The organism is Lacisediminihabitans profunda (assembly GCF_008040105.1).
Taxonomy (GTDB): domain Bacteria; phylum Actinomycetota; class Actinomycetes; order Actinomycetales; family Microbacteriaceae; genus Lacisediminihabitans; species Lacisediminihabitans profunda.
In genome coordinates this window covers 177868-203572 of record NZ_VRMG01000004.1, presented here as the reverse complement: position 1 = coordinate 203572, position 25705 = coordinate 177868, and the positions used below count along the sequence as shown (strand labels likewise).

Annotated in this window: 22 protein-coding genes; 12 read left to right on the top strand and 10 right to left on the bottom strand. The window is 68.4% G+C overall.

Features of this window, described 5'->3' with window-relative positions; all coding sequences use genetic code 11:
- The first annotated feature begins 89 nt into the window (after positions 1-89).
- Complete coding sequence (gene fabG, locus FVP33_RS03540) at positions 90-800, top strand: 3-oxoacyl-ACP reductase FabG (protein WP_147782254.1); 711 nt, start codon at positions 90-92, stop codon at positions 798-800.
- 149 nt (positions 801-949) lie between these two features.
- On the opposite strand, the gene serB is transcribed toward fabG, so the two are convergent.
- Positions 950-1603 carry a phosphoserine phosphatase SerB gene (gene serB / locus FVP33_RS03535; RefSeq protein WP_246142157.1) on the bottom strand — a complete coding sequence of 218 codons (654 nt, stop codon included), beginning with the start codon at positions 1601-1603 and terminating at the stop codon, positions 950-952.
- Between the two features lie 56 nt (positions 1604-1659).
- A complete protein-coding gene (locus FVP33_RS03530) occupies positions 1660-2898 on the bottom strand; it encodes a glucose-1-phosphate adenylyltransferase (RefSeq protein ID WP_147782253.1) in 1239 nt (412 codons plus the stop codon).
- A 46-nt stretch (positions 2899-2944) separates the two neighbouring features.
- On the opposite strand from FVP33_RS03530, the gene glgA reads away from it, so the two are divergent.
- From glgA to FVP33_RS03515, 3 genes are all read left to right on the top strand, one after another.
- Positions 2945-4129 carry a glycogen synthase gene (gene glgA / locus FVP33_RS03525; protein WP_147782252.1) on the top strand — a complete coding sequence of 395 codons (1185 nt, stop codon included), beginning with the start codon at positions 2945-2947 and terminating at the stop codon, positions 4127-4129.
- A gap of 50 nt (positions 4130-4179) precedes the next feature.
- Positions 4180-4962 carry an ABC transporter ATP-binding protein gene (locus tag FVP33_RS03520; RefSeq protein ID WP_147782251.1) on the top strand — a complete coding sequence of 261 codons (783 nt, stop codon included), beginning with the start codon at positions 4180-4182 and terminating at the stop codon, positions 4960-4962.
- A 127-nt stretch (positions 4963-5089) separates the two neighbouring features.
- A complete protein-coding gene (locus tag FVP33_RS03515) occupies positions 5090-5341 on the top strand; it encodes a type B 50S ribosomal protein L31 (protein WP_147782250.1) in 252 nt (83 codons plus the stop codon).
- Positions 5342-6023: 682 nt separating this feature from the next.
- Here the strand turns inward: FVP33_RS03515 and FVP33_RS03510 are convergent.
- Entirely contained in the window at positions 6024-6713 is a 690-nt protein-coding gene (locus FVP33_RS03510) for a 3'-5' exonuclease (protein ID WP_147782249.1), read from the bottom strand.
- Positions 6714-6722: 9 nt separating this feature from the next.
- Positions 6723-8447, bottom strand: coding sequence for a maltose alpha-D-glucosyltransferase (treS, locus tag FVP33_RS03505; RefSeq protein ID WP_147782248.1), 1725 nt, complete (start codon positions 8445-8447; stop codon positions 6723-6725).
- 106 nt (positions 8448-8553) lie between these two features.
- Here treS and FVP33_RS03500 point away from each other — a divergent pair, with 106 nt between their 5' ends.
- Together FVP33_RS03500 and FVP33_RS03495 are read left to right on the top strand one after the other, a co-directional pair.
- Positions 8554-9483 (top strand): alpha/beta fold hydrolase, encoded by a 930-nt coding sequence (locus tag FVP33_RS03500; RefSeq protein WP_147782247.1) that lies wholly within the window; start codon positions 8554-8556, stop codon positions 9481-9483.
- Positions 9480-10574 carry a glycosyltransferase family 4 protein gene (locus FVP33_RS03495; protein WP_147782246.1) on the top strand — a complete coding sequence of 365 codons (1095 nt, stop codon included), beginning with the start codon at positions 9480-9482 and terminating at the stop codon, positions 10572-10574. Before FVP33_RS03500 ends, FVP33_RS03495 begins: the two co-directional genes overlap by 4 nt.
- Here the strand turns inward: FVP33_RS03495 and FVP33_RS03490 are convergent.
- Positions 10561-11205: a histidine phosphatase family protein gene (locus tag FVP33_RS03490; RefSeq protein WP_147782245.1), complete on the bottom strand. Its 645-nt coding sequence runs from the start codon at positions 11203-11205 to the stop codon at positions 10561-10563. The genes FVP33_RS03495 and FVP33_RS03490 overlap by 14 nt on opposite strands.
- A 59-nt stretch (positions 11206-11264) precedes the next feature.
- Positions 11265-12116, bottom strand: a complete 852-nt coding sequence (locus tag FVP33_RS03485) for a Sir2 family NAD-dependent protein deacetylase (RefSeq protein ID WP_147782244.1) — start codon at positions 12114-12116, stop codon at positions 11265-11267.
- Positions 12117-12230: 114 nt separating this feature from the next.
- Between FVP33_RS03485 and FVP33_RS03480 the strand changes: the two genes are divergently transcribed.
- The 3 genes from FVP33_RS03480 (at position 12231) to FVP33_RS03470 (ending at position 15542) form a co-directional block, all read left to right on the top strand.
- Positions 12231-13037, top strand: a complete 807-nt coding sequence (locus FVP33_RS03480) for a TrmH family RNA methyltransferase (RefSeq protein WP_147782243.1) — start codon at positions 12231-12233, stop codon at positions 13035-13037.
- A gap of 7 nt (positions 13038-13044) precedes the next feature.
- On the top strand, positions 13045-14286 hold the full coding sequence (locus FVP33_RS03475) for a D-alanyl-D-alanine carboxypeptidase family protein (RefSeq protein ID WP_187270563.1): 1242 nt from the start codon (positions 13045-13047) through the stop codon (positions 14284-14286).
- Positions 14287-14441: 155 nt separating this feature from the next.
- Positions 14442-15542 (top strand): fatty acid desaturase family protein, encoded by a 1101-nt coding sequence (locus tag FVP33_RS03470; RefSeq protein WP_425460931.1) that lies wholly within the window; start codon positions 14442-14444, stop codon positions 15540-15542.
- 614 nt (positions 15543-16156) lie between these two features.
- Here the strand turns inward: FVP33_RS03470 and FVP33_RS03465 are convergent.
- On the bottom strand, positions 16157-16945 hold the full coding sequence (locus FVP33_RS03465) for an SGNH/GDSL hydrolase family protein (protein ID WP_147782241.1): 789 nt from the start codon (positions 16943-16945) through the stop codon (positions 16157-16159).
- 150 nt (positions 16946-17095) lie between these two features.
- On the opposite strand from FVP33_RS03465, the gene FVP33_RS03460 reads away from it, so the two are divergent.
- The 3 genes from FVP33_RS03460 to FVP33_RS03450 all read left to right on the top strand — a co-directional run bounded on the left by FVP33_RS03460 (position 17096) and on the right by FVP33_RS03450 (position 19906).
- Positions 17096-17362 carry a GlsB/YeaQ/YmgE family stress response membrane protein gene (locus FVP33_RS03460; protein WP_147782452.1) on the top strand — a complete coding sequence of 89 codons (267 nt, stop codon included), beginning with the start codon at positions 17096-17098 and terminating at the stop codon, positions 17360-17362.
- Between the two features lie 141 nt (positions 17363-17503).
- Entirely contained in the window at positions 17504-19300 is a 1797-nt protein-coding gene (locus FVP33_RS03455) for a DEAD/DEAH box helicase (protein ID WP_147782240.1), read from the top strand.
- A 288-nt stretch (positions 19301-19588) separates the two neighbouring features.
- Entirely contained in the window at positions 19589-19906 is a 318-nt protein-coding gene (locus FVP33_RS03450) for a substrate-binding domain-containing protein (protein ID WP_246142156.1), read from the top strand.
- 20 nt (positions 19907-19926) lie between these two features.
- Here the strand turns inward: FVP33_RS03450 and FVP33_RS03445 are convergent, their stop codons facing one another.
- Genes FVP33_RS03445 through FVP33_RS03435 form a run of 3 tightly spaced genes read right to left on the bottom strand, consistent with a single transcriptional unit; the run spans position 19927 to position 25681 of the window.
- Positions 19927-23424 (bottom strand): error-prone DNA polymerase, encoded by a 3498-nt coding sequence (locus FVP33_RS03445; protein ID WP_147782238.1) that lies wholly within the window; start codon positions 23422-23424, stop codon positions 19927-19929.
- Positions 23424-24965 carry a DNA polymerase Y family protein gene (locus FVP33_RS03440; protein ID WP_147782237.1) on the bottom strand — a complete coding sequence of 514 codons (1542 nt, stop codon included), beginning with the start codon at positions 24963-24965 and terminating at the stop codon, positions 23424-23426. The genes FVP33_RS03445 and FVP33_RS03440 overlap by 1 nt, the downstream gene beginning before the upstream one ends.
- Positions 24962-25681 carry a hypothetical protein gene (locus FVP33_RS03435; RefSeq protein ID WP_246142155.1) on the bottom strand — a complete coding sequence of 240 codons (720 nt, stop codon included), beginning with the start codon at positions 25679-25681 and terminating at the stop codon, positions 24962-24964. Before FVP33_RS03435 ends, FVP33_RS03440 begins: the two co-directional genes overlap by 4 nt.
- Positions 25682-25705 lie beyond the last annotated feature (24 nt).

Below are 25705 nucleotides of genomic sequence, written 5' to 3'. Positions count from 1 at the left end.
GGACTCAAGCCTACGTCTAAGATTGGGGGAGTTTGCCGAGTGCCCCGGATAGTTTTGCGCACAGGGCGCCGATTGGAAGAGAGTGACCCATGACCACTTCACGAACCGTGCTCGTAACGGGAGGCAACCGGGGAATCGGATTCGCCATCGCCGAGCAGTTCATCGCCCTCGGCCACCGCGTCGCCGTGACCGCGCGATCGGGCGAGGGTCCGGTGGGCAGCCTCACGGTGCGCGCGGATGTCACGGATGCGGCATCCGTCGACGCAGCGTTCACCGAGGTCGAGGCCGCCCTAGGTCCCGTGGAGATCCTGGTGGCGAACGCGGGCATCACCAAAGACACCCTGCTGCTGCGCATGACGGAGGAGGACTTCACCTCGGTGGTGGACACCAACCTGTCCGGCGCGTTCCGGGTGGTGAAGCGCGCCTCCAAGGGCATGCTGAAGGCCCGGTTCGGGCGGATCATCCTCGTCTCGAGCGTCGTCGGCCTGCTCGGATCCGCCGGCCAGGTGAACTATTCGGCATCGAAGAGCGGACTCGTCGGCCTCGCCCGCTCGGTGACCAGGGAGCTGGGCTCCCGCGGCATCACCGCCAACGTGATCGCGCCGGGGTTCATCGAGACGGACATGACGGCCGAACTGCCCGAGGCGCAGCAGGCCGAGTACAAGAAGGCGATACCGGCCGGGCGTTTCGCCACCGCCGAGGAGGTGGCGAAGGTCGTGACCTGGCTCGCCGGCGACGACGCGGGCTACATCTCCGGCGCCGTCATCCCGGTCGACGGCGGCCTGGGCATGGGCCACTAGCCGCCTCCCCTCCCCTTCCCTTCCCTTCCCTTCCCTTCCCTTCCCGCCCCTTCCGAAATCCATGCATTCCTCGGCGACACGCCGCCGGCGGTGACCAACACGCCGGTGGTGCAGCACGATTGCATGGATTTCGGAAGAGGGTGGAGGGGTCAGCCGCGCAGGCCTAGCAGCGGAAGCAACTGGCTGAGGTCGCGCACGTCCATGAGCACGTCGGCCAGGTCCCGCACCGGCGCCTTCGCGTCGAAGCCCACCGAGAGACCGGTGATCGCCATCATCGGCAGATCGTTTGCGCCATCGCCCACGGCGACCGTGCGGGAGAGCGGGATGCCGAAGTCGGCCGCCCACTGACGCAGGGTCGACGCCTTCGCCTCCGCATCGATGATGGGCCCGACGAGGCCGCCGGTGAGCACTCCTCCCACCACCTCAAGCCGATTGGCGCGCCAGTGGTCGAGGCCGAGCGTCGCCGCCACCGGGTCGATGAGCTCGTGGAACCCGCCGGACACGACCGCCACCCGTCCCCCTGCCGCGTGCACGCCCGAGATCATCTCCGGCACTCCCCGAGTGACGGTGATGAGCCTCGAGACCTCGGGGATGACCGACTCCGGCAGGCCGGCGAGCGTCCCGACCCGGGTGCGCAGGCTCTGCTCGAAGTCGAGCTCCCCGTTCATGGCGCGCGAGGTGATCTCGGCCACCGCCTCCCCGGAGCCCGCGGCATCCGCGAGAAGCTCGATCACCTCGTTCTCGATGAGGGTGGAATCGACGTCGAGCACGACAAGGAATCGGGGCATAGCGATGGTGGCCATCCTGTGAGGGCGGGAGGTTCGGTGAACGGCCGCCGCGGCGAGGCCAGTCGGCGGGACTAGGAGACCGTGACGCCCTTGCCGACGACGGTGATGCCGGAATCGGTGACGGTGAATCCGCGGGCCCGGTCGGCCTCTGCATCCACTCCAACGGTTGCGCCTGCTGTGACGACGACTTCCTTGTCCAGAATAGCCCGGCGGATGATCGAGTCCGGCCCGATGCGCACCCGGTCGAAGATGATCGAGTCGACAACCTGGGCACCGGACTCGATGATCGCCCACGGACCGAGCACGCTGCGCTCGATGTGCGCCCCGGAGAGCAGCGACCCGAGGGACACGATCGAGTCGATCGTGGTGCCGAGGTTGCCGCGCGAATCACGCACGAACTTGGCTGGCGGCGAGTTGAGCTGCTGGCTGAAGATCGGCCACTCGCTGTTGTAGAGGTTGAAGATCGGCAGTGCCGAGATGAGGTCCTGGTGGGCGTCGAAGAAGGACTCGATGGTTCCGACATCGCGCCAGTAGTAGCGGTCGCGATCGGTCGCCCCCGGCACCTCGTTGCGGTTGAGGTCGTAGACGGCCGCATCGCCGCGAGACACGAAGTCGGGAACGATGTCGCCGCCCATGTCGTGGTTGGACGTGGACAGTTCGCCGTCCCGCAGAACCGCGTCGATCAGGATGTCGGCGTCGAAGACGTAGTTGCCCATCGATGCGAGAACCTCGCCGGGGGAGTCAGCGAGGCCGACGGCGTTCTGCGGCTTCTCCAGGAACTGGGCGATGCGGGTGGGGTCGTCTTTGTCGAGCTCGATCACGCCGAACTGGTCGGCGAGGGCGATCGGCTGGCGGATGGCCGCCACGGTGACGCCGGCCCCGGACTCGATGTGGGCGGCGATCATCTGGCTGAAGTCCATGCGGTACACGTGGTCTGCACCCACGACGACCACGATGTCCGGCTTCTCGTCGCGCAGGAGGTTGAGGCTCTGCAGGATGGCGTCCGCCGAGCCCGCGAACCAGCGCTTGCCGAGTCGCTGCTGGGCCGGCACCGAGGCGACGTAGGAGTTGGTGAGGCCAGACAGGCGCCAGGTCTGCGAGACGTGGCGGTCGAGACTGTGGGACTTGTACTGGGTGAGAACCACGATCTGGCGCATGCCCGAGTTGATGAGGTTGGAGAGTGCGAAGTCGATGAGACGGTAGTTGCCACCGAACGGGACGGCCGGCTTGGCCCGATCCGCGGTGAGTGGCATCAGCCGCTTGCCTTCGCCGCCAGCCAGCACAATTCCGAAGATCTTCTTTGATGACATGGGACAACAGTAGAGGCACCTATGGGCGTGTACTAGCGTTCAACACGTGAGAGTCGATCTGATTACCCGTGAATATCCGCCTGAGGTCTACGGGGGTGCCGGGGTCCATGTGACCGAGCTCGTGCGCGCCCTCCGGTTGGACCTCGACGTCATCGTGCGCTGCTTCGGCCTGCCGCGGGACGAACCGAACGTGCACGGTTACCTCGTGCCTGCCCAGCTCGCCGCGGCGAACCCGTCGATCGCGACCCTCGGGGTCGATCTTGAGATCGCGCAGGATGTCGGCGGTGCCGATATCGTGCACTCGCACACCTGGTACGCCAACGCGGCCGGCCGAATCGCGCAGCTGCTGCACGGAGTGCCGCATGTCGTCACCGCGCACAGCCTCGAGCCCCTGCGCCCCTGGAAGGCCGAGCAGCTCGGCGGCGGATACCGCGTGTCGAGTTGGATCGAGCGGGACGCCTTCCTCGCCGCCGACGCCGTGATCGCGGTGAGCCACGGCATGAAGCGCGACATCCTGCGCTCCTACCCGACCCTCGACGAGCAGCGGGTCTCGGTCGTGCACAACGGCATCGACCTCGAGCGCTGGCACCCGGTCGAGGACGACGCCCTTCTGCGCAGCCTGGGGATCGACCCCGACCGCCCGTCGGTCGTTTTCGTGGGCAGAATCACCCGTCAGAAAGGCCTGCCGTACCTGTTGCGCGCGGCCGCCCAGCTGCCCAAGGAGGTGCAGCTCGTGCTCTGCGCCGGAGCACCGGACACCCCGGAGATCCTCGCCGAGGTGCGCGCCGGCGTCGCCGAGCTGCAGAAGGAGCGCACCGGAGTGGTCTGGATCGAGGAGCTGCTGAGCCAGCACGATCTCTCGGCCGTGCTCACCTCGGCGACCACCTTCGTCTGCCCGTCGGTGTACGAGCCCCTCGGCATCGTGAACCTCGAGGCCATGGCCTGCGGTGCGCCCGTCGTCGGCACGGCGACTGGGGGCATCCCCGAGGTCGTCGACGACGGCGTCACCGGCCGGCTCGTGCCCATCGATCAGGCCGACGACGGTACTGGTACGCCGCTCGATCCGCAGAAATTCGTGGACGATCTTGCGCGCATCCTCACCGAAGTCGTCTCGGATCCCGAGACGGCGAAGCGGATGGGTGCGGCCGGCCGCGAGTGGGCGGAACGGGACTTCGGCTGGCAGCAGATCTCCAAGCGCACGCAGGATGTCTATCGGTCGGTGCTCTCCTGATCGGCGCGCGGCGGCCATTCGTCTCGCTCCCGCGAAGGTAGGGTTGGGGCATGGCCAGCGTTCTCCAGCTTTCCGACGTATCGATCGTTCGGGATGGCAACCCCATCCTCAAATCCGTCGACTGGACGGTCAACGGTGACGAGCGTTGGGTGATCCTCGGCCCGAACGGCGCGGGCAAGACCACGCTGCTGCAGGTCGCGGCCGCGATGATCCACCCGAGTTCCGGCAAGGCGCGAATCCTCGACGACACCCTCGGCGCGGTCGACGTGTTCGAGCTGCGTCCGCGCATCGGCTTCGCCTCCACGGCCATGGCCCGCCGCATCCCGCAGAACGAGACGGTCTTGGATGTCGTGCTCACCGCCGCCTACTCCGTCACCGGGCGCTGGAACGAGACCTACGAAGACATCGACACGCGTCGCGCCCAGAGGGTGCTCGCGGAGTGGCGTCTCGGTGACCTGGCGAACCGCAAGTTCGGCGACCTGAGCGACGGCGAACAGAAGCGGGTGCAGATCGCCCGTTCGGTGATGACCGACCCGGAATTGCTGCTCCTGGATGAACCGGCCGCGAGCCTCGACCTCGGCGCGCGCGAGGAATTGCTCCAGCTGCTCGGCGGCTATGCGAGCGCACCCCAGGCCCCGGCGATCATCATGGTCACCCACCACGTGGAAGAGATCCCCGTGGGGTTCAACCGGGCGATGCTGCTGTCCCACGGCGCGATCACGGCCGCCGGTCCCATCGGCGAGGTAATCACGTCGCAGAACCTCAGCGACGCCTTCGGACTGCCCCTCGAGGTCGAGGAGATCAACGGTCGGTACACGGCCCGCGCTAGCTGAGACCCGAATGGCGACCCGGCGATGCGGTCGCACCCGAACGGCGCTTGTTCTGGTAAAGTAGCTAGCTGGCCCACGCGCCGGAATTTTTCCCTGAGATATTTTCCCCAATTACAACCAAGGAATCACGATGAAGTCTGACATCCACCCCACGTACGCCCCGGTCGTCTTTCGCGACCTCGCGTCTGGCGCCACGTTCCTGACCCGTTCGACGGTCTCGAGCGACAAGACGATCGATTGGGAAGACGGCAACAGCTACCCGGTCATCGACGTCGAGATCTCGTCGGCTTCGCACCCGTTCTACACAGGCAAGCAGCGCATCCTCGACAGCGCCGGCCGCGTCGAGAAGTTCAACTCGCGCTACAAGGGTTTCGGCGCGTAAGACTCCCGCTCATCGGGGATGGCGATCGGCTTCGGCCGGTCGCCATCCCTCGTTAAGGCGCAGCTCCAGCCCGGAGTTCCGAGGTTCGCGGGGCCTGCCGAGTGGTGGATGGCTGCCGATCCCTGCTCGGCGGCGGTGTCGCCCGTCAATGGGCTCGCGGGCTCGTCGGGGTTGCCTCGTCGGGCCCCTCTGGTCGGGCCCCTCGTCTGTCGTCCCCTGTTGCGTGTCCGTCGCGGAGGGAGTTACGCGCCGCTCCGGCTGGGAAACTCCCTCGCGGAGGGAGGCATGTCTCCCTCCGCGATGCGATATCCCCGCCGCGACGGCGCGGGGGCGCGTGCCATCCGGACTTCTCGGCTGAAATGCAGCACCGGGACTATGGCTGCCTCGCAGTCCCGCGTGGCCCGTAACAAGTTCTAAGTGTCCGTCGTGTCCGTCGTGTCCGTCGCGGAGGGAGTTACGCGCCGCTCCGGCTGGGAAACTCCCTCGCGGACGGAGGCATGTCTCCCTCCGCGAAGCGATATCCCCGCCGCGATGAAGAGTTCGTGGCGAGATGTCCCGCCGCGACGGGATTCCCCCCGCCGCGGAGGGTCAGGAAGCACGCGGCTCCGCGCAACAAGAAGCCGGGCATCTCGCGAAGTCGGCGCGGCAACGCCACGTGCCGCCACGCAGTGCCCGAGCCGCGTCAGCGCTCGGGCCAGCCTCGCGCGGCCGTGTAGGCGGGGTCCCTGGTGCGGCGCATGTAGTCCTCGAAGCTGGCGGCCTGATCGTCGCACCAGCTCGCCTGCTGCGCGTGCAACGCGGAGAGGTCGTCACCGAGCTCGGTCGCGAACTTGCGCGCGATCGCCTGGGCGACCCGCCCGGCCGCCACGGCATCCGCCCCGGCGTCGTGGGCGTCGGTGAGCGAGACGCCGTAGTTGAGCGCCGCCGCCTCGAGGGTGCGCTTGCCCTTGCGGTAGCGGTCGACCGCCTTGTCGATCACGAGCGGGTCGATGATCGGCGCGGGGCCGATGAGCGGCGACACCCCATAGCGCACCGCCTCCCGGTTGAGCAGGGTGAGGTCGTACGGCGCGTTGTAGATCGTGACCGGCACGCCGCGCTCGAGCAGCGCGCGCAGCGCGGCGACGATCTCGGCGACCACCTCAGCGGCCGGCCTGCCCTCCGCCCTGGCTCGCTCGGTGGTGATCCCGTGAACCGCGCTGGCCTGCTCGGGGATCTCAACCCCCGGATCGGCCAGCCACTCGGTGAGCTCGATGCTCGCCCCCGTCGCGTCGATCACGCCGACGTGCGCCGAAACGATGCGACTCGTCTCCACGTCGATGCCCGTTGTTTCGAGATCGAAGACCCCGAGATTTCCACTCCACCAATTGCTCACGATGTGAGACTACGACCGACCACCGGCATGCGTCGGCGTGCCGACGTGCAGCCAGTAGAAACTCTGCGTGCCGAGGGTGAGGGTGACCTCGCCGTTCTCGTCCAGGGACGGGAACTCGCCGCCGCCAAAGAGGTCGTAGAGGGCCGATCCACCGAACTCGCTCGCGCGGATCGACACGGAGACGGGATTGTGGGCGAAGCTGAAGACGCACAGCACAGTCTCGGGGGAGTCCCCGAACTGCGTTCCGGATCCCTCGTAGGTGCGCACGAAGGCGAGCACCGACTCGTGCGTCGTCTCGAGCACGGTGAGCGAGCCCAGACCGAAGGTGGGATGCGCCTTGCGCACGTGGATCACGTTGCGCACCCAGTGCAGAAGGGACCGGGACTGGGCGAGCTGCGATTCCACATTCGTGAGGGCGTAGTTGTAGACGAGCGACTGCACGACCGGCAGGTAGAGCTTACCCGGGTCGGCGGAGGAGAACCCGGCGTTGCGGTCGGGAGTCCACTGCATCGGCGTACGGGAGCTGTCCCGGTCTGGCAGCCAGATGTTGTCGCCCATGCCGATCTCATCGCCGTAGTAGAGGAACGGGCTCCCCGGCAGGCTGAAGAGCAGGGCGTGGGCGAGCTCGAGCTCGGCGCGCGAATTGTCGAGCAGGGGAGCGAGACGGCGCCGGATACCGATGTTGGAGCGCATCCGCGGGTCGTAGGCGTACCAGCCATACATCGCCTGGCGGTACTCCTCCGACACCATCTCGAGTGTGAGCTCGTCGTGGTTGCGCAGGAAGACACCCCACCCCGCGCCCTCCGGAATGTCCAGGGTCTCCGAGAGGATGCGGGTGAGCTCCCCGGCATTCTGCGACCGGAGGGAGTAGAAGATGCGCGGCATGACGGGGAAGTCGAACGCCATGTGGCACTCCGGCTCCTCTTCGGTACCGAGGAAGGCCGCGACCTCGCGCGGCCACTGGTTGGCCTCCGCGATCATGATGCGACCGGGGTAGTCCTCGTCGAGGATCGCCCGCACGCGCTTGATGAACTCGTGGGTCGGCGGCTCGCCCTCACCGTTGCCCTCCTCCGACTCGAAGAGGTACGGGATGGCGTCGAGCCGGATTCCGTCGACCCCGAGGTCGAGCCAGAAGCGGATGATGTCGATCACCGCCTCCTGCACCGCCGGGTTCTCGAAGTTGAGGTCCGGCTGGTGCGAGAAGAAGCGGTGGAAGAAGAACTGGCGTCGCACCGGGTCGAACGCCCAGTTGGAGTCCTCGGTGTCGACGAAGATGATGCGGATGTTGGGGTACGACTCGTCGGTGTCGCTCCAGACGTAGAAGTCCCCGTACGGGCCCTCCGGGTCCTGCCGCGACTGCTGGAACCATTCGTGCTGGTCGGACGTGTGGTTGAGGGGGAAGTCGATCACGATCCGCATGTTGCGCTCGTGCGCCTTCGTCACGAGGTCCTTGAACTCATCGAGGGTTCCGAACTCGGGGAGGATGCTCTTGAAGTCGGCGACGTCGTAGCCGCCGTCGCGCAGCGGCGACTGGTAGATCGGCGGAAGCCACAGGGCGTCGACGCCCAGCCACTGCAGGTAGTCGAGTTTGGAGAGCAGGCCCTGCAGGTCGCCCGCGCCGTCCCCGTTGCTGTCGACGAACGACCGCACCATGACCTCGTAGAACACCGATCGGCGGTACCACTGCGGATCCAGGGTGAGGCCGGGCAGTTGGATGGGTGCGGTGAAGCTCACAGTGCTCCTTCCGAGAACAAAATCTCGAGTGGCCAAGGGGATTGATACGAGTTTAGGTGCCGTGTGCAAGCGCTTGAGTATCCTCCCGTCCGTACACTAGACAGTGATGACCACTCACTCGCCCTACGCCGCGTTGCTCGACCAGATCCCCGTGGAGCGCCACGAAGTCAACGTGCTCGGAAGCACCACGCGCTACTGGGAATACGGCGACCCGAACGCCGAGGTGACCATCGTGGTCGCCCACGGCTACCGCGGCGAACACCACGGCCTCGAGCCGGTCATCGCGCAGCTCCCGCACATCCACTGGATCGGGCCGGACATGCCCGGTTTCGGCGAGTCGACGCCGCTCACCGATGTTCCCCACAGCATCGCGGGCTTCGCCCAGTGGCTCACCGAATTCATCGACGTGCTCGGCCTCACCGGCAAGGCGATCACCCTGGGCCACTCCTTCGGCACGATCATCTCGGCGCAGGCCGTGGCACTGGGCCTGAAGACCCCGGCGCTCATCCTCGTCAACCCGATCTCGACGTCCGGCCTCGAGGGGCCGAGCAAGCTGGCCACGATCATCACTGTGGCGTTCTACCGTACGGCGGGCAGGCTCCCGAGCCGGGTCGGTGCCTTCCTGCTCCGCCGTTGGCTTGTCGTGCAGTTCATGAGCTCGACCCTGGCCAAGACGAAGGACAAGAACCTTCGCCGCTGGATCCACGCCGAGCACCACAACTACTTCAACCGCTTCGCCAGCCGCGACTTCGTGGTCGAGGCCTTCGAGGCGTCGGTGAGCAAGAACGTGAGCGACTTCGCGGCCGACATCACGGTGCCGACGCTCCTGATCGCCGCGGAACTCGACGACATCACGCCCGTGCAGGCTCACTATGACGTCATCGAGACGATGCCGGACGCCAAGCTCGACCTGCTGCTCGGCGTCGGCCACCTCATCCACTACGAGGTTCCCGACCTTGCGGCGAAGGCGATCGAGGACTTCCTCGTGGACCGCGGATTCGCGCACCGGCCGATCGAGGAGCCCCGCACGACGTGAGAGTGATCTTCGACTGCCGCTACACGCGCCTCGTGCGCCATGATGGCATCAGCCGTTACACCGCGGGCCTCGTCGGCGCCTTCGCGAAGCTCCACCCCGTGACGATGCTCATCAGCGACGAGCGTCAGCTCACCATGCTGCCCGACCTGCCCTGGGTCAAGGGCCGGGCGGGCACGAGTGCCCTCGAACCGTTCATCGGCATGCTCTCCATCAACAAGTGGAAGCCGGATGTCGTGTTCAGCCCCATGCAGACGATGGGCGCGACCGGACGCAGGTACAAGCTCGTGCTCACGGTCCACGACATGGTGTTCTACCGCATCCGGCAGATCCCGGCCGGCTACAGCTGGTACGTGCGGGCGATCTGGCGCAGCTTCTACCTCACCTACTGGCCCCAGCGCGCGGTGCTCCATCGGGCAGACGCGGTGGTCACCGGTTCGTACAACTGCGAACGGGAGATGCGTGAGGCGCGGCTGACCAGTCGCCCGCTCACGGTCATCCGTCCCGGGGTGGACGACTCGGGACTTGCTCCGCGGGAGTACCCGGCCTCGAAGACCCTCGTCTACATGGGCACCTTTCAGCCGAACAAGAACGTGGAGACCCTGGCCAGCGGGATGCATCACCTGCCGGGTTACACCCTCCGCCTGCTCAGCCGGATCAGCGACGACGATCGCGCGAGGATCGCGGCCCTGGCTCCCGCCGGTTCGATCGTGTTCGACAATGGCGTGACCGACGACGAGTACCGCCAGGCGCTGCTCGAGGCGACGGCCATGGTGACGGCGTGTCGCGACGAGGGCTTCGGCATCCCGCTGATCGAGGCCGAGGCAGTGGGCACGCCCCTCGTGATCAGCGATATCCCGCTGTTCCACGAGGTGGGCGGCGATGCGGCCGTGTTCTTCGCCACGGACAGCCCGGAGGCCTTCGCCTCGGCCGTGCTCGCAATGGACAACCCCACCGACTGGCCGATGTGGAGCGCCAGGGTGCGCCAACAGGCCGCCGAATTCAGTTGGGACGAGTCCGCCAGGCGGCTGCTCGACCTGCTGACGGGACTCGTTCCCGAGGCCGCGAAGCAGCCCCAGCTCAGACGCCGCTGATCTCCCGGCGCTCCACCGCGTTCTGGTCCACGAAGTCCTCGGAGTCGTCGGTGACCGATTCCTCGTCGATGGGGTCGTCGAACGCCACGAGTTCGAGACCGCCGTCGGTGTGCCGGAAGCTGTGCACCGAGCCGTTTGTGATCGGGATGCCGCGGTGACGGTTCTCGTCCGGAGCGACGGCGTTGAGCACCGTGCGGATCACGCCACCGTGGGTGGTCACGACGATGTTGCCGCCCGGGTGGCTCTCCGCGAGAGCGACCAGCGCCGGAATCACGCGGCTGGCGACCTGCTCGCGCGTCTCGCGTCCGGGCACCGGGGTGTCGCCGGGGAAGAGGCGCGAGAGCTCGTGGTCGGCCAGCCCCTCCGCGGCCCCGTAGTGCCGTTCGACGATCGCATCCAGGGTCGTGACCGTGTCGAGGCCCACCTCCCGGGCGATGATGCGGCCGGTCTCGAGGGCGCGCGAGAGCGGGCTGGAGACGATCGCATCCCACCGGCGGCTGGCCAGGAGCCGGCCGGTGCGGGCGGCCTGGGCGCGCCCGGTGTCATTGAGCGGGATGTCCGTGCTGCCCTGGATGCGGCGGTCGAGATTCCAGTCGGTCTCGCCATGACGGACGAGGTAGAGGGAGGTCATTGCACGGCATCCTTCGCACGGTTGGAGCGCTCGCACCAGCGAGAGCGGCACCGCCGAGGTTACCGGCCGAGGCGCCCGGCCAGTTCGGTCAGGGTCTCCGAGGTGCCTGCATCGATCTTAACCGTTGCCCGGCTGTCGCCCTTGGTCACGCCACGGTTGATGATGACGACCGGAATCCGACGCTTGGCGGCCTGGTCGAGCAGCCGGATGCCGGAGTTGACCACGAGGGAGGAGCCGGCGATGAGCAGCGCGCCGGCCGATCGAACGAGCGCGCTCGCCTCGGTGAACTTCTCGGTGGGGATGAACTCGCCGAAGAAGACGATGTCCGGCTTGAGGATGCCGCCGCAGACCGTGCAGTCCGGCGTCACGAAGTCGTCGATCCGGCCGTACGCCACGTCGCCGTCCGGCCCGAGCTCGAAGGACTCCGGCTCGTCGAGCAGGGGATTGGCTCTCGTCATCCGCTCCGCCACGGCGGTGCGAGCGTAGGTCTGGCCGCAGGTGAGGCAACGTACGCGGTCCATCGTTCCGTGCAGGTCGACAACGCGCTGTGAACCCGCCCGCAGGTGGAGCCCGTCCACGTTCTGGGTGATGATGCCGTTGACGACTCCGGCGGCCTCGAGCTCAGCCAGGGTGCGGTGGCTCGAGTTCGGACTCGCCCCGTCGAACCGGCGCCAGCCGAGGTGGCTGCCCACCCAGTACCGCTTGCGGTAGTCCGGGTCGGCGAGGAACTGCTGGAAGGTCATGGGATTGCGTGGGGGAGCACCGTCGCCCCGGTAATCGGGGATGCCGGAATCCGTGCTGACCCCGGCGCCGGTGAGCACCGCGACCTCGCGCCCGCGCAGAACCTCGGCGGCTTCATCCAACTCGTCGTCGGTCGCACGAGGCCACTCGCGTACGCTCGCCTGTGTCAAGTGACCTCATCTCCCCGTGTGCCGTGCACTCCCCAGAGTAAACAACGCAGTTTTCGGATATGTTTCCGAATGCTGGCAGTGTCTGGCAGATGAATTACGCCGACAGGGGAAGCCATGCACATTGTTCGAATCGACGACCTGCAGCACGAGGGACTCGCCGACTACTCCAAACTCACCGATGTCGTGCTGCGCAGGCTGAGCGAACCGGCCGGCGGCCTGTACATCGCCGAGTCCAGCAAGGTGATCGCCCGGGCCATCGCCGCCGGCCACCGGCCGCGTTCTGTACTGCTGCAGGAGCAGTTCGTCGCCGAGATCGAACCCTTGCTCGAGGGCTTCGACGTGCCGGTGTACGTGGGCAGCTCCGAGTTGCTGCAGACTCTCACCGGATTCAACCTGCACCGCGGCGCACTCGCGGCGATGCACCGCCCGCCGCTCGAGTCTGTCGACCGGATCGTCGCCGGAGCGCGGCGGATCGTCGTGCTCGAGGACATCGTCGACCACACCAACGTCGGCGCGATCTTCCGCGCCGTCGCGGGGCTCGGCGCGGACGCGGTGCTCGTGACCCCGCGCTGCGCGGATCCGCTCTACCGTCGCAGCGTGCGGGTGAGCATGGGCACGGTGCTCCAGGTTCCGTGGACGAGGCTGCCCGAATGGCCGGCCGGGGCCGAGGCGCTCAAGGCGGAGGGCTTCCACCTGGCCGCGCTGGCCCTCGCGGACGACGCGATCTCGCTTGACGACTTTGCCGCGCAGCAGCACGACAAGATCGCCCTCGTGCTGGGCACCGAAGGGGACGGCCTGAGCCGGGCGGCACTGCGCAATGCGGACTCGGTGGTCACCATCCCCATGCTGCACGGCGTCGATTCTCTGAATGTCGCCGCCGCGAGTGCCGTTGCGCTCTGGGCGCTTCGGGTCGGGCGATAATGGGCAGGTGTCACTGAACCCGAGCCGCCGCAGACGCCGGATCGGCGTCGTCTGGGGGAGTCTCGCGGCCGCCGTTGCGACGGCGGTGGCGCTCTATCTGCCGCTCACCCTTCTCGCTCCGATCTCCACGGTCGCGGCGACCGCCGTGGCCTACACGGACCCTGCCCCGGCCCCGGCGAGCATCGCCTGGCCGGCTCACGGTTCGAGCGCGGTCGCCGCCGTCGGCTTCCCCGGAGTGCGAGCGACGAACGGGAGTACCGCGGCGCGTCCGATTGCGAGCATCAGCAAGATCATCACGAGCCTGGTGGTGCTCGAGGCCAAGCCCATCGCGCTCGAGTCGCCCGGCCCGACCGTCACCTTCAGCGCCGCCGACGCGGCGCTCGTGAAGAAGTACCAGTCGATGAACGGCCAGACGGTGCCGATGGCCGCCGGCGGCTCCCTGAGCGAGCGCGACATCATGAGCGTGGCGCTCGTCGCGTCGGCCAACAATTACGCGGCGGTGCTCGCCGACTGGGCCTTCGGATCTCAGGCTGCGTTCGCCGCGGCGGCGAAGGCCTGGCTGCTCGCGCACGGATTCGGCCAGACGACGATCGTCGAGCCGACAGGCATGAGCCCGTCCAACGTGAGCACCGCCACCGACCTGGTGGCGATCGGCCAACTCGCCCTCGCCAATCCCGTTATCGCGAAGATCGTGTCCACCCCGACGTTCAGTCTGCCCGGGGTGGGAATCCTCAAGAACAGCAATACTCTGCTCGGGCACGACGGCGTCGCGGGCATCAAGACCGGCACCCTCGACCAGGCCGGTGCGTGCCTACTCTTCGCTGCGCATTACTCCATCGGGGGCCAGACGATCACTGTCGTCGGAGCGGTGCTGGGGGCGGTGGACCATACGGCCCTCAATGCGGATGTCCGCGCGATGCTCGCCTCGGTGAAGGCGGGCTTCCACGAGGTGCGGCTCGCCTCCCAGGGCGAGCCGTTTGCGAGCTATGCGACCCCGTGGAAACAGAAGGCGCGGGCTATCGCCACCCGGGCGGCCTCGATCGTGGTGTGGAGCAATCCCCGGGTCAGCTCAGTGATCTCGGCCCGGAACGTCTCGCTGCCGACCAAGGGGGCCGCCGCCGGTCGGGTCACCTTCACGATCGGCGACCGGAAGATCACGGTGCCCCTCGCCCTGGACCACGGCTTTCAGGACCCCGGGGTGTGGTGGAGACTGACCAATCCCGGCACCCTGATGACCGCGTCGCGCTGAGGATGGAGCAGTGAGACTCGTCGCGGGCCGAAACACGCAGTATGCCGCTTTGGGAATAAATGCATCCGTCTCCCAGCCTTTGCCGTTAAGGTAAAAACATCCACGGAGCAACCGCTCAACCATATGGCTGGGAAGTCGTTCCGAATCGAGGTTTAGTGTCTGACTCCGTATCCGCCGCCCCGGTCGTGACCTTCACGAAGACCCGTCCCGGCGGCAGCCGCACCAATCCGACCACCGAGTACTCCGCACTTCTTCGCACCGTGCGCGACGCCGGCCTCCTGCGACGACGCACCGGCTTCTACGTCATGGTCTTCTCCCTGATCACGCTCGCCCTCGGCGGCGCGGTCACCGGCTTCGTACTTCTCGGCGACACCTGGTACCAGCTGCTCATCGCCGCCGTGCTCGGCGTCATCCTCACCCAGTACGCCTTTCTCGCCCACGAGGCGGCACATCGCCAGGTGTTCGAGTCCGGCAAGGCCAACGACATCGCCGGCCGCGCCCTCGCCAACCTCTTCGTCGGCATCAGCTACTCCTGGTGGATGACCAAGCACAGCCGCCACCACGCCAACCCGAACGTCATCGGCAAGGACCCGGACATCGAGCAGGACTTCGTCTCCTTCCTCGAGGAGGATGCGGCCAAGACCCGCGGTCTCTACGCCTGGGCCACGAAACGCCAGGGCTACCTCTTCTTTCCCGCCCTGGCCTTCGAGGGGCTCAACCTCCACATCCTCGGCTTCAAGACCGTGTTCGGCAAGGGCAAGGTCGACAAGCGCTGGCTGGAAATCAGCATGCTGGTCACGCGCATCAGCGCCTACCTCGCCGTGATCTTCCTCGCGCTGCCGCTCGGCATGGCCTTCGCCTTCATCGGTGTGCAGCTCGCCGTGTTCGGCATCTACATGGGCGCGTCGTTTGCTCCCAACCACAAGGGCATGCCGACCCTGCCGCACGACAGCAAGGTCGACTTCCTGCGACGCCAGGTGCTCACCAGCCGCAACATCTCGGGCCGCGGAACCACGACCTTCATGGGCGGGCTCAACTACCAGATCGAGCACCACCTCTTTCCGAACATGCCGCGGCCGCACCTCGCCAAGGCCCGGGAGATCGCCAAGGAGTACTGCGACACGCACAACATCGCGTACACCGAGACCACCTTGACCCAGTCCTACGGCATCGTCATCAAGTACCTGAACCGGGTGGGGCTCGCCGCCGGCGGGGACCCGTTCGACTGCCCGGCCGCCGCTCAGTTCGGTCGCTGACCCTTCGAACTGATCGGGGGTGATTCGTCGAAAGACGAATCGCCCCCGATTTTTCGTTGTCGGTCGTCGATTCCGAGTCACGACCGCCGCGCCCCTCGATAGTGAAGGCGCACCCGCCGGTTCCCGCCACTGTGCGGCACTCCCTTGCCCCTGGCACGCGTTGTGCAGGACGGTGCCGCCGGTCCACGGGTGCCCGCCCCGAAGACTCCAGTTGTGCAGGACGGCTCGGGCGGATGGCGAGGACGATAGGTGCGGAATCGACGGGAGAGTCCCGCAGACCGGGACCCTTCGGGTCGCCACCCCACCGCGTCCTGCACAAGCTGTCCTGCACAAACTGTCCTGCACAATCAGAGTCTGCGGGGTAGGCACCCACACCACCGGGGCCCGTCCTGCAGAACAGGGCCTGTTCTGCAGAACAGGGGCCCGTCCTGCAGAACAGGGCCCGTCCGACGCGGGCGGCACCGCCGGAGGGCCGCCGACGGGCACACGCGAGCGTCCTTAACGGTGTTTCGGAGTCACAGCGGCATTAGCGTGGGACACGAGGACCTCGCTCACGTTCACCCGACTGAAGCGAGTCGTCACACCCAATCAACCAACCCGCCTGGGCAGTAGACCTAGAGCGCGGTGCGCGAGTGGTACGGTCCGGCATCCGGCCGCTTGGGAGTGATGCCGTCGCCGGAGGACTGGTGCCGGATTCGCCGGACCACCCACGGCACGAGATACTCGCGCGCCCAGCCGATGTCCTCGACCCTGGCCTGCCGCCACGGTCGTCGCGGGAGCGGCTCGGGCGAATAGGGCTTGAGGTCGTTCTTCACGTTGAGGGCTTCGAGCACCATCCGGGCGATCGTGTTGTGGCCGATGGGGGAGAAGTGGAGTCGGTCAGCCGCCCACATCCTCGGGTCCTGCAACTCGCGAAGGGCCCACATGTCGGCAACGACGAGGTCGTGCCGCACGGCGATCGCGCGAAGGTTCTCGTTGTAGATCGCCACCTTGCCGCGGGCACGGTTGAGCACCGGAGTCATGCCGATGTCCGGTCCGTTGAAGAGCACGACGGTGGCGTCGTTCGACCTCAACCGGGTCACGGCCTTCTCCAACTGGGCGGCGAGCCGGTCCGGGTCGCCATTGGGGCGGATGAGGTCGTTGCCCCCCGCGGAAATCGTGATCAGGTCGGGGCGCAGCGCGAGCGCCGGCTCCACCTGCTCGTCCACGATCTGACGCAGCAGGCGCCCCCGGATCGCGAGATTTGCGTAGGCGAAGTCGTCGGTCTGCTCGCTCAACACCTCGGCCACGCGGTCGGCCCAGCCGCGATTACCGCCAGGGCTTCGCGGCTCGGGGTCGCCGATACCCTCGGTGAATGAATCCCCGAGCGCAACATAGCGGGACCACGGATGCTGCTGAGTCATGACTTAAGCGTGCCTCACAACTTCGCGCCGCGCCAACCGGTAGCAGCGCGAAGCGGCCTGGTCAACCCCTTGTCCCCCGAACGGGGGAGTGGCAAAGTATGCATGCGTTCGAGATTCGTAACGTGCAAGTCGACTATTGGAGCTATGACCATGGGTTTACTCGGATGGATCATTCTGGGGCTGCTGGCCGGCGCGATCGCTAAGGCCATTCTGCCCGGCAGACAAGGCGGGGGCTGGATTCTCACACTCCTTCTCGGGGTAGTGGGTGCGCTTCTCGGCGGGTGGATCGGATCCGCCATCTTCGGAGTGGGAATCAACAGTTTCTTCTCGCTGTCGACCTGGCTGCTCGCCATCCTCGGCTCGATCGTGGTGCTGCTGATCTTCGGCCTCATCACGCGCAACTCGCGCCGGGCATAACGCCGCTGCCGCGCAATGCGGCCCGAAGCTGTGGCCTCCTCGCCGTTGGGCGGGGAGGCCACAGTCGTTCTCACACTCGTCGGCGCTGATCGCCCCGTGCCTGAACACCGATGACGGCGGCTGCCGGTAGAGTCTTTTCAAGTGAGCACTCCACTGCCGTTCGGCCCCGTCGTGGGCAGATCTGCAGCCGAGCACCTTTCCCCGTCGTTCCCCGAACGGGCTGCCCGCGGAACCGCTGACAAGCTCCGCGCCTGGCAGGCCGAGGCCCTCGAGGCCTATTTCGTCAAGGAACCGCGGGACTTCCTCGTCGCCGCCACCCCGGGTGCCGGCAAGACCACGTTCGCCCTCCGTCTCGTCACCGAGCTCCTGGCCCAGCGCACGATCGACCGCGTGACCGTGGTCGCCCCCACCGAGCACCTCAAGCGCCAGTGGGCGGATGCCGCGCACCGCGTGGGCGTGCGGCTCGACCCGGGCTTCAAGAACGCGCACGGCTGGGCCGGCAAGCATTACCACGGCGTCGCGGTCACCTACGCGCAGGTCGCCATGCGCCCGGCTCTCCATCGCAGTCTCACCGAGGGCGGCCGATCGCTCGTGATTCTCGACGAGGTGCACCACGGCGGGGACGCCCTGAGCTGGGGCGACGCCATCCGCGAGGCCTTCGAACCGGCGACCCGACGGCTGAACCTCACCGGCACCCCGTTCCGCTCAGACACCTCTCCGATCCCCTTCGTCACCTACTACCCCGACGAGCGCGGCATCCGCACCTCGCAGGCCGACTACGGGTACGGCTACGGGCGCGCCCTCGCCGACGGCGTCGTGCGCCCGGTGATCTTCATGGCCTACGCGGGAAAGATGCGCTGGCGCACCCGCACGGGCGACGAGATGGAGGCACGGCTCGGCGAGGGCGACACGAAGGATGTGACGGCCCAGGCCTGGCGGACGGCACTGGACCCGGAGGGCGAATGGGTGCCCGCCGTGCTCAAGGCGGCCAACAGGCGGCTCACCGAGGTGCGTCACGGTGTTCCGGATGCCGGCGGCCTCGTCATCGCCACCGACCACTACGCCGCGCGCTCCTACGCCTCCATCCTCGAGACGATCACGGGGCAGGCGCCGACCGTGGTGTTGTCGGACGAGAAAGCGGCGAGCGACAAGATCGGCGAGTTCGCCGCCGGGGATTCGCGCTGGATGGTCGCGGTGCGCATGGTGTCGGAGGGCGTGGACATTCCGCGACTCGGCGTCGGGGTGTATGCGACCTCCGCCTCCACCCCGCTCTTCTTCGCTCAGGCGATCGGGCGCTTCGTGCGCACCCGACGTCGCGGCGAGACCGCATCCATCTTTCTGCCGAGCGTGCCGTCCCTCATGGCACTCGCGGCCCAGCTCGAACTCGAGCGGGACCACGCGCTCGACCGGGATCCCGGCGAGGGGCTCGAGGAGATCATGCTCGACGACGACGCGGCGGACGATGCCAACCGGGTCGAATCCGCCTCGGGGGACGCCCTGCTGTTCGACTTCAAGCCGCTGGAATCCGAGGCGGCGTTCGACCGCGTGCTCTTCGACGGCGGTGAATTCGGCGTCGGGGCGGCGGTCGACAGCCTCGAGGAGCTCGACTTCATCGGCATCCCGGGTCTGCTCGAACCCGACCAGGTGAAGGAACTGCTCCGCCACCGCCAGGCCCGCCAGGCGAGGCGCATCACCGACCGGCAGAGGCAGCCCGGCGAGCCCTCCGTTGCCGAGCCGGTGCCGCTGTACCGCAACCTCAAGGAGCAGCGGGCCCTGCTCAACAGCCTCGTCGGCATGCGCGCCAAGGCGACGGGCGAGCCGCACGGCATCATCCACGCCGAGCTGCGGCGCATCGCCGGCGGACCGTCGGTCGCCCAGGCGAGCGTCTCGCAGCTGCAGGCCCGCATCGACCTGCTGCGTCGCGGCCTGCGGAGCTAGTCGGTTCGCCCGTCTCGCCCGTCTCGGCGGCCCACCGTGCCGGTGACTGTGCCCGTTCGTCGCGATTGTGCCGCCTCGCGCAGTGCCACTCTCGACAAAGGGGAACACTCACGGATTGGACGCCGGGACGAGACCCAGGAATCGGCTGTGGAAGTGCCGGTGCCCCGGGCATCCAGCACGATGCTGGATGCCCGGGCACCGGGTACTGCAACTTCCTCTACTTGACGGGAATCGACTGCGCCTTGAGGGCGGCCTTGGTCTTGTCCTGGCCCCGGGTCGATTCCGGTGGTGCGGAATGGTCCGGCCGTCGCGTCGCGGAGCGGTGTTCTCGCCACTCGCTGCTCGTCGTTCGACTCGATCGCCGCCGGCGCGCTCGATGTGCTGCGCGAATCGAACCGGCGAGTACCGGAGGATGTCGGAGTGGTCGGTTTCGACGACAGCGCCTGGGCGCTGAGGTGCCGTCCTGCTCTGTCCATGGTGCGGCAGCCGGCCGACCAGCTCGGCCGCATGGCCGCCCAACGCGTGCTCGCCCAGTTGCGGGGCGACGACACCCCGGGCGAGGGCACCCTCCTCGAGACCTCGATAGTCTGGCGCGACTCGGCCTGAGCGTGCCCGGCGCGGGTGGTTCAGCGGAAGTCGCGGGATGCCGTTCTCGTCGCCATCGCGAGCGGCTCCAGACGGTCCGCCAGCAGGTTCGTCACCCCCTCGGGGGAGCGCTCGAGGATCCCGCGCACGATCAGCGCCGGGGAGTCCCTGGCGATCCTGCGGTACCGGTTCCAGACCCCGACGCTGCAGATCACGTTCACGAGACCGGTCTCGTCCTCGAGATTCATGAAGGTGATGCCGCTCGCGGTGGCCGGACGCTGCCGATGCGTCACCACCCCGCCCACCTCGATGCGGCGCCCGGATTCCGCCGTCGCGAGATCCGCCGAGCTCAGCACGCCCCGGCCGTTGAGCGCCGACCGCAGGTGGCTGATCGGGTGGTCGTCGGGGGAGATGCCGGTCGCCCAGAGGTCGGAGGCCAGCACCTCGGCCGGGTTGGGCATCGAGAACAGCGGTGGCTGCACGGAGACCATGCTGCTCGGCAGGTACTCCTCGCGGTCCTGCGCGGCGCCGCCGGCCGCCCAGAGCGCCTCCCGCATCGTGAGGCCGAGCGACTCGAAGGCCCCGGCGGCGGCCAGCGCCTCGAGCTGCGCGGTGGTGAGGCCGACCCGACGCACGAGGCTCGGCATGTCGACGTAGTCGCCGCCGGTCTCTCGTTCCGCGACGATGCTCTTCGCGAGATCCTTGCCGATGCCCTTGACCTCGGCAAGCCCGAGGCGCACCGCGAGGTTGCCGTCCCGGCGGTGGTCGTCGGTGTCGAAGTGGGCGCTGCGATCGAACGGCCCCACCGCCGGTTGCTCGTGCGCGAGACAGGCGCCGTCGCCCGTCGCCCTCTCAACGCCCCGATTGTTCCCGTTTGTCGGGTTTGTTCCCGCGCGACCATGCCCCAACCCGACAAACGGGAACACTTGCGGCGAATCGTCATGCCGGGAGCCGTCGACCGCCACACCCTCCAGGCCGGCATCCCAGCCCGACCTCAGGATGTCCGGCCGGCGCACCTCCACGCCGTGGCGCCGGGCATCCGCCACGAGCGAGAGCGGGGAGTAGAACCCCATCGGTTGCGCGCGCAGCAGGGACGCGAGGAACGCGGCCGGGTAGTGCAGCCGCAGCCAGGCGCTCGCGTAGACGAGCAGGCCGAAACTCAGCGAATGGCTCTCCGCGAAGCCGAAGTTCGCGAAGGCCTCGATGCGCGAATAGATGTCGTCGGCATCCGCCCCGGTGATGCCGTTGCCCGCCATGCCCTCGTAGAGCTTCGCCTTGAGCGACGCGATCTTCTCCTGCCCGCGCTTGGAGCCCATGGCCCGTCGCAGCAGGTCCGCGTCATCCGCGCTACAGCCGCCGACCGCCATCGCGACCTGCATGAGCTGCTCCTGGAAGAGAGGGATGCCCAGGGTGCGTTCGAGCACCGGCTCGAGCAGCGGATGCAGGTAGGTGACCTTCTCGGTGCCCATCTTGCGCCGGATGTACGGGTGCACAGCTCCGCCCTGGATCGGCCCGGGCCGCACCATCGCGATCTCGACCACGAGGTGATAGAACTCCCGCGGCTGCAACCGGGGGAGCATTCCCATCTGGGCGCGGCTCTCCACCTGGAACACCCCGATCGAGTCGGCGCGGCAGAGCTGGTCGTAGACGCCCTGCTCCTCGCGCGGAAGAGTGGCGAGGGTCCACTCCTCGCCGAGGTGCTCGCGTACGAGGTCGAAGGTGTGCTGCAGCGCGTTGAGCATGCCCAGGCCGAGCAGGTCGAACTTGACCAGGCCCATCCAGGCACAGTCGTCCTTGTCCCACTGCAGCACTGTGCGGCCGTCCATGCGTCCATGCTCGATCGGGCATACTTCTCCGACCGGGCGGTCGGTGAGCACCATTCCGCCGGAATGGATGCCGAGGTGGCGCGGAAATTTGAGCACCTCCATCGCGAGGTCGGTGACGGCCGTCGGGATGTCGTGGTCGACGCTCGAGAGCAGCGCCCCGTGCCGCTCCACCTGCTTCGACCACGCGTCCTGCTGGCCGGGACTCGCGCCGAGCGCCTTCGCCATGTCGCGAACGGCGAACTTGGGACGGTACTGGATCACGTTCGCCACCTGCGCAGCGTTGTGCCTGCCGTACCGCTCATAGACGTGCTGGATCACCTCCTCTCGCCGGTTGGAGTCGAAGTCGACGTCGATGTCCGGTTCCTCGTCGCGCATGCTCGACAGGAAGCGCTCGAACGGCAGCTTGTAGAAGATCGGGTCTACGGCCGTCACGTCGAGCAGGAAGCACACGGCGGAGTTCGCGGCGCTGCCCCGACCCTGGCAGAGGATGCCGCGGCCGCGGGCGAACGCCACGATCTCGTGCACGATGAGGAAGTAGCCGGGGAAGTCCTTCGCCTCGATGATGTCGAGCTCGTGGGCGATGCGCGCCCGGTTCTCGTCGCTCAGGTTCGGGTAGCGACGCGGCACGGCATCCCAGACCAGTGTGCGCAGCCAGCTCATGGGGGTGTGGCCGGGCGGAACCTCCTGCCGGGGGAGTCTGGGGCGGGCGCTGCGCAGCCGAAAGCCGACCTGCTCCGCCACCTCCACGGTGCGCTCGACCGCGCCGGGGTAGCGGGCGAACCGCGCCGCCATCTCGTCTCCCGAGCGCAGGTGCGCTGCCCCGGATGCCGGCAGCCAGCCGTCCATGTCGTCGAGGCTGCGGCGGGCGCGCACCGCGGCCAGGGCGGAGGCGAGCCGGTGCTGCTCCGGCCGGGCGTAGTGCACGTTGCCCGTGGCGACGACGGGCAGCCCCCGCCGCTCGGCGATCGCGGCGAGGGCGTCGTTGTGGTCGCTGTCGAGCGGGGTGCCGTGGTCGAACAGCTCCACGAGCACGTTGTTCCGGCCGAACAGGTCGACCAGGCGGTCGAGTTCCCTGGCCGCCGCCGGCTCGCCGCCGGTGGCGAGCGCCTGGCGAACCCAGCCCTTGCGGCATCCGGTGAGCACCACCCAGTGGCCGCCCGCCCGCTCGGCGAGGTCGTCGGTGTCGTAGAGCGGACGCCCCTTCTCCTGCCCCGCCAACTGGGCCGAGGTGAGAGCGCCGGCCAGACGGTGGTACCCCTCCTCCCTGCGGGCGAGCACGAGCAGGTGGCTGCCCTCGGGGTCCGCGGCGCCATTCTGCGGCTTGCTGAGACCGAGGGAGAGTTCGGCGCCGAAGACCGTTCCGATGCCGGGGTGGCTCTCCGCGGCCTCCGCCATGCGCACGATGCCGTAGAAGCCGTCGTGGTCGGTGATGGCGAGGGAGTGCAGGCCGAGGCGCGCCGCCTCCTCGAGCAGCTGCTCAGGCGAGGCGGCGCCGTCGAGGAAGCTGAAGTTGGAGTGGGCGTGCAGCTCCGCGTAGTGCACGCGGGAGCCGACCGTCTCCCGCGCGGGCGGCGGCGCGTAGGCCGGCCGCTTGTTCGACCAGGCCGGGCTGTCGCCGCCGTCGGCCCCCACCGGCGGAGTGCCGGGGCGGCGGCTGTCTGAGAGCTTGCGTTCGAACTCCGACCAGGGAATCGGCGGGTTGTTCCAGCCCATCAGTCGTACCTCGCCTCTGCCCACCAGTGGCCACCGTCGAGCATGAGCAGCCAGGCCACCCCTGCCCGGTCGACGAGCTGGAAGCGGCTGGCCCGCCGGGAGTCGTCGACGTCCCACCAGCGTTCGTCGATCGTCCACGGCCCGGTCCAGGCGCCCACCGGCAGCAGGGTCGTGCCGTCGGTGGAGAACTGCGCAGGAGCGCCGGAGAGTGTTCCCCGTTCGTCGACGTCGACCGTGGCCCCCTCCGCGTCGAGCACGATCGCCGGGCGAGGCGCCTCGAACACGCTCGACGGCGCCGGGGTCGGCAGCCGGCCGGGCCACGGCTGGCTCGACGGCTTGCCGCCGGTCGGGCGGTCGCCCCACGCCACGAGCGTGCGCCGGTCGAGCAGTGTTCGCCCGCCGCCCAGGACGGCGGTGAGCACCGCGCCGTGGCCGAGCATGCTCTGCACCCGGGAGAGCCCGTGGTGGATCCGCTCGTCGAGGCCGGTTCCCCAGAGGCCCTCCTCGTGGTTTCCGATCGCGTCGACGTTCTCGGGGATCACCCGCACCCGCGTGATGCCCGAGCCGAGGCCGCTGTCCACCGCCCCCGCGCCCTGCAGCTGCCAGCGCACGCGGTCGACGACGTCGGCCGCCGTGAAGGAACGCGGATGCAGCCAGCCCCGCTCGGACACGTCGCCAGACTCGGAATCAACCTCGATCCTGATCGCCGTGCAGACGAGTTTCGCGCACACGAGCTCGGCGATGAACTCGTCGGCTGCCGCCCGGAAACCGAAGGTCACCTGGTCGATGCGATCGAGCGGCGGTTCGAACTCCACCACCCGGTCGAGCTGTTCCGGGGGAGTCCTGGCGACGACCGGCCGGCTGTCCCGGCCGCTCGCGAGGGAGTGCAGCCACGCGCCGGACTCGCCGAAACGCGCGCCGACATCCGCGGCGGCCAGTCGCGAGAACTCGCCGAGGGTGTGGATGCCGAGCCTGCGCAGCAGGGTCGCGAGGGCAGGCTGGCCGAGCAGCCCGACAGGCATGGGCGCGAGAAACTCGGCGGACTCGCCCTCCGGCACTATCCGGATGCGTTGCCGCCCCGGGAGACGGGCGGCATGCTCCGCGGTGAACGGCCCGTCGGCCACACCGACGCGCGACCCGTGGATTCCCAGGGCGTCGAGGGCGTCCAGCAGCCAGAGCGCCGCCTCCTCCTCTCCGCCGTAGTACCTGGCCGGCCCGCGGGCGCGAACGGCGCAGGTGCCGGGTCGCAGCAGCTGCACGCCAGGCATCGTCTGCTCGATGGCCTCCAGCACCGGTTCGAACGAGCGGATGTCGAGCGCCTGTTCGTAGGGGAAAACGAGCAGTTGGGGGCAGCGCGCCTGTGCCTCACGCACTCGCATGCCGCGCCTGACCCCCTCGACCCGGGCGGCGGCCGAGCAGGCGAAGACGACGCTGCCGTCGATGAGGACGACCGGGGCATCCGCGGCGAGCCCCCTCACGCGTGCCACCGCGGTGATCGGCCAGTCCGGGCACCACAGCACAATCGTGCGGGTGGCGTTCATCCGGCGGCCTCCTGCCGGTACGCCTCGCGCTGCACGTTAACCGCGCGGAACTGCTCGTGCGGGTCCGGCAGCCACAACCTCGCGCTGCGCGGTCGGCCCGCCCGGCTCGTGACCGTCACGGTGACCTGCCGTGCGTTCAGGTGCCCGTTGCCCTGGCCGATCCCGCTCCAGCTGCTCTCGGAGAGGCTCAGCATCGCCTCGCTCTGCGGCCATGGGCCGAGCACGAGGAGGGTGGTTCCCCGCTGCCGAAGCCTGGCGGTGAGCCTCGAGACGCTCGCGTCGCTCGCCCGCCTGGGCGGTCGGGTCACGACGACCCCAAGCACGTCGGCGACCGCCGCGGTGACGGCGAGCCACTGGCCGCCGGGATGCGGCACGAGAACGAGGCGGTCGAGGTCGATGCCGAAGCCCGCCGCCGCCTCGACGCCGAACTCGGGCACCCCCACCACCCCGCACCAGGTTCCGGCGGCCGACGGGGCGGCGAGCAGCGCCATGAGGAGGGTCGCCGATCGGTCGACCGAGTATGCGACCCCCTGCTTGAGCCCGCCGCCGGGGAGCAGCCCGGCGATCGCGGGGTGGGTGGGGATGGTGCGGGTGTCGAGCCTGGTGGCCTGCATCTGGCGGATGCGCGCCTGCAGACTCTCGACGGACTCCCGCTCCGTCGCGCGCGCACCGGAGCGCGCCCCGGAGGGGGCGAGCGTGGCGGCGGAGTGGTTCATCTCCCCATATTCGAACATACATTC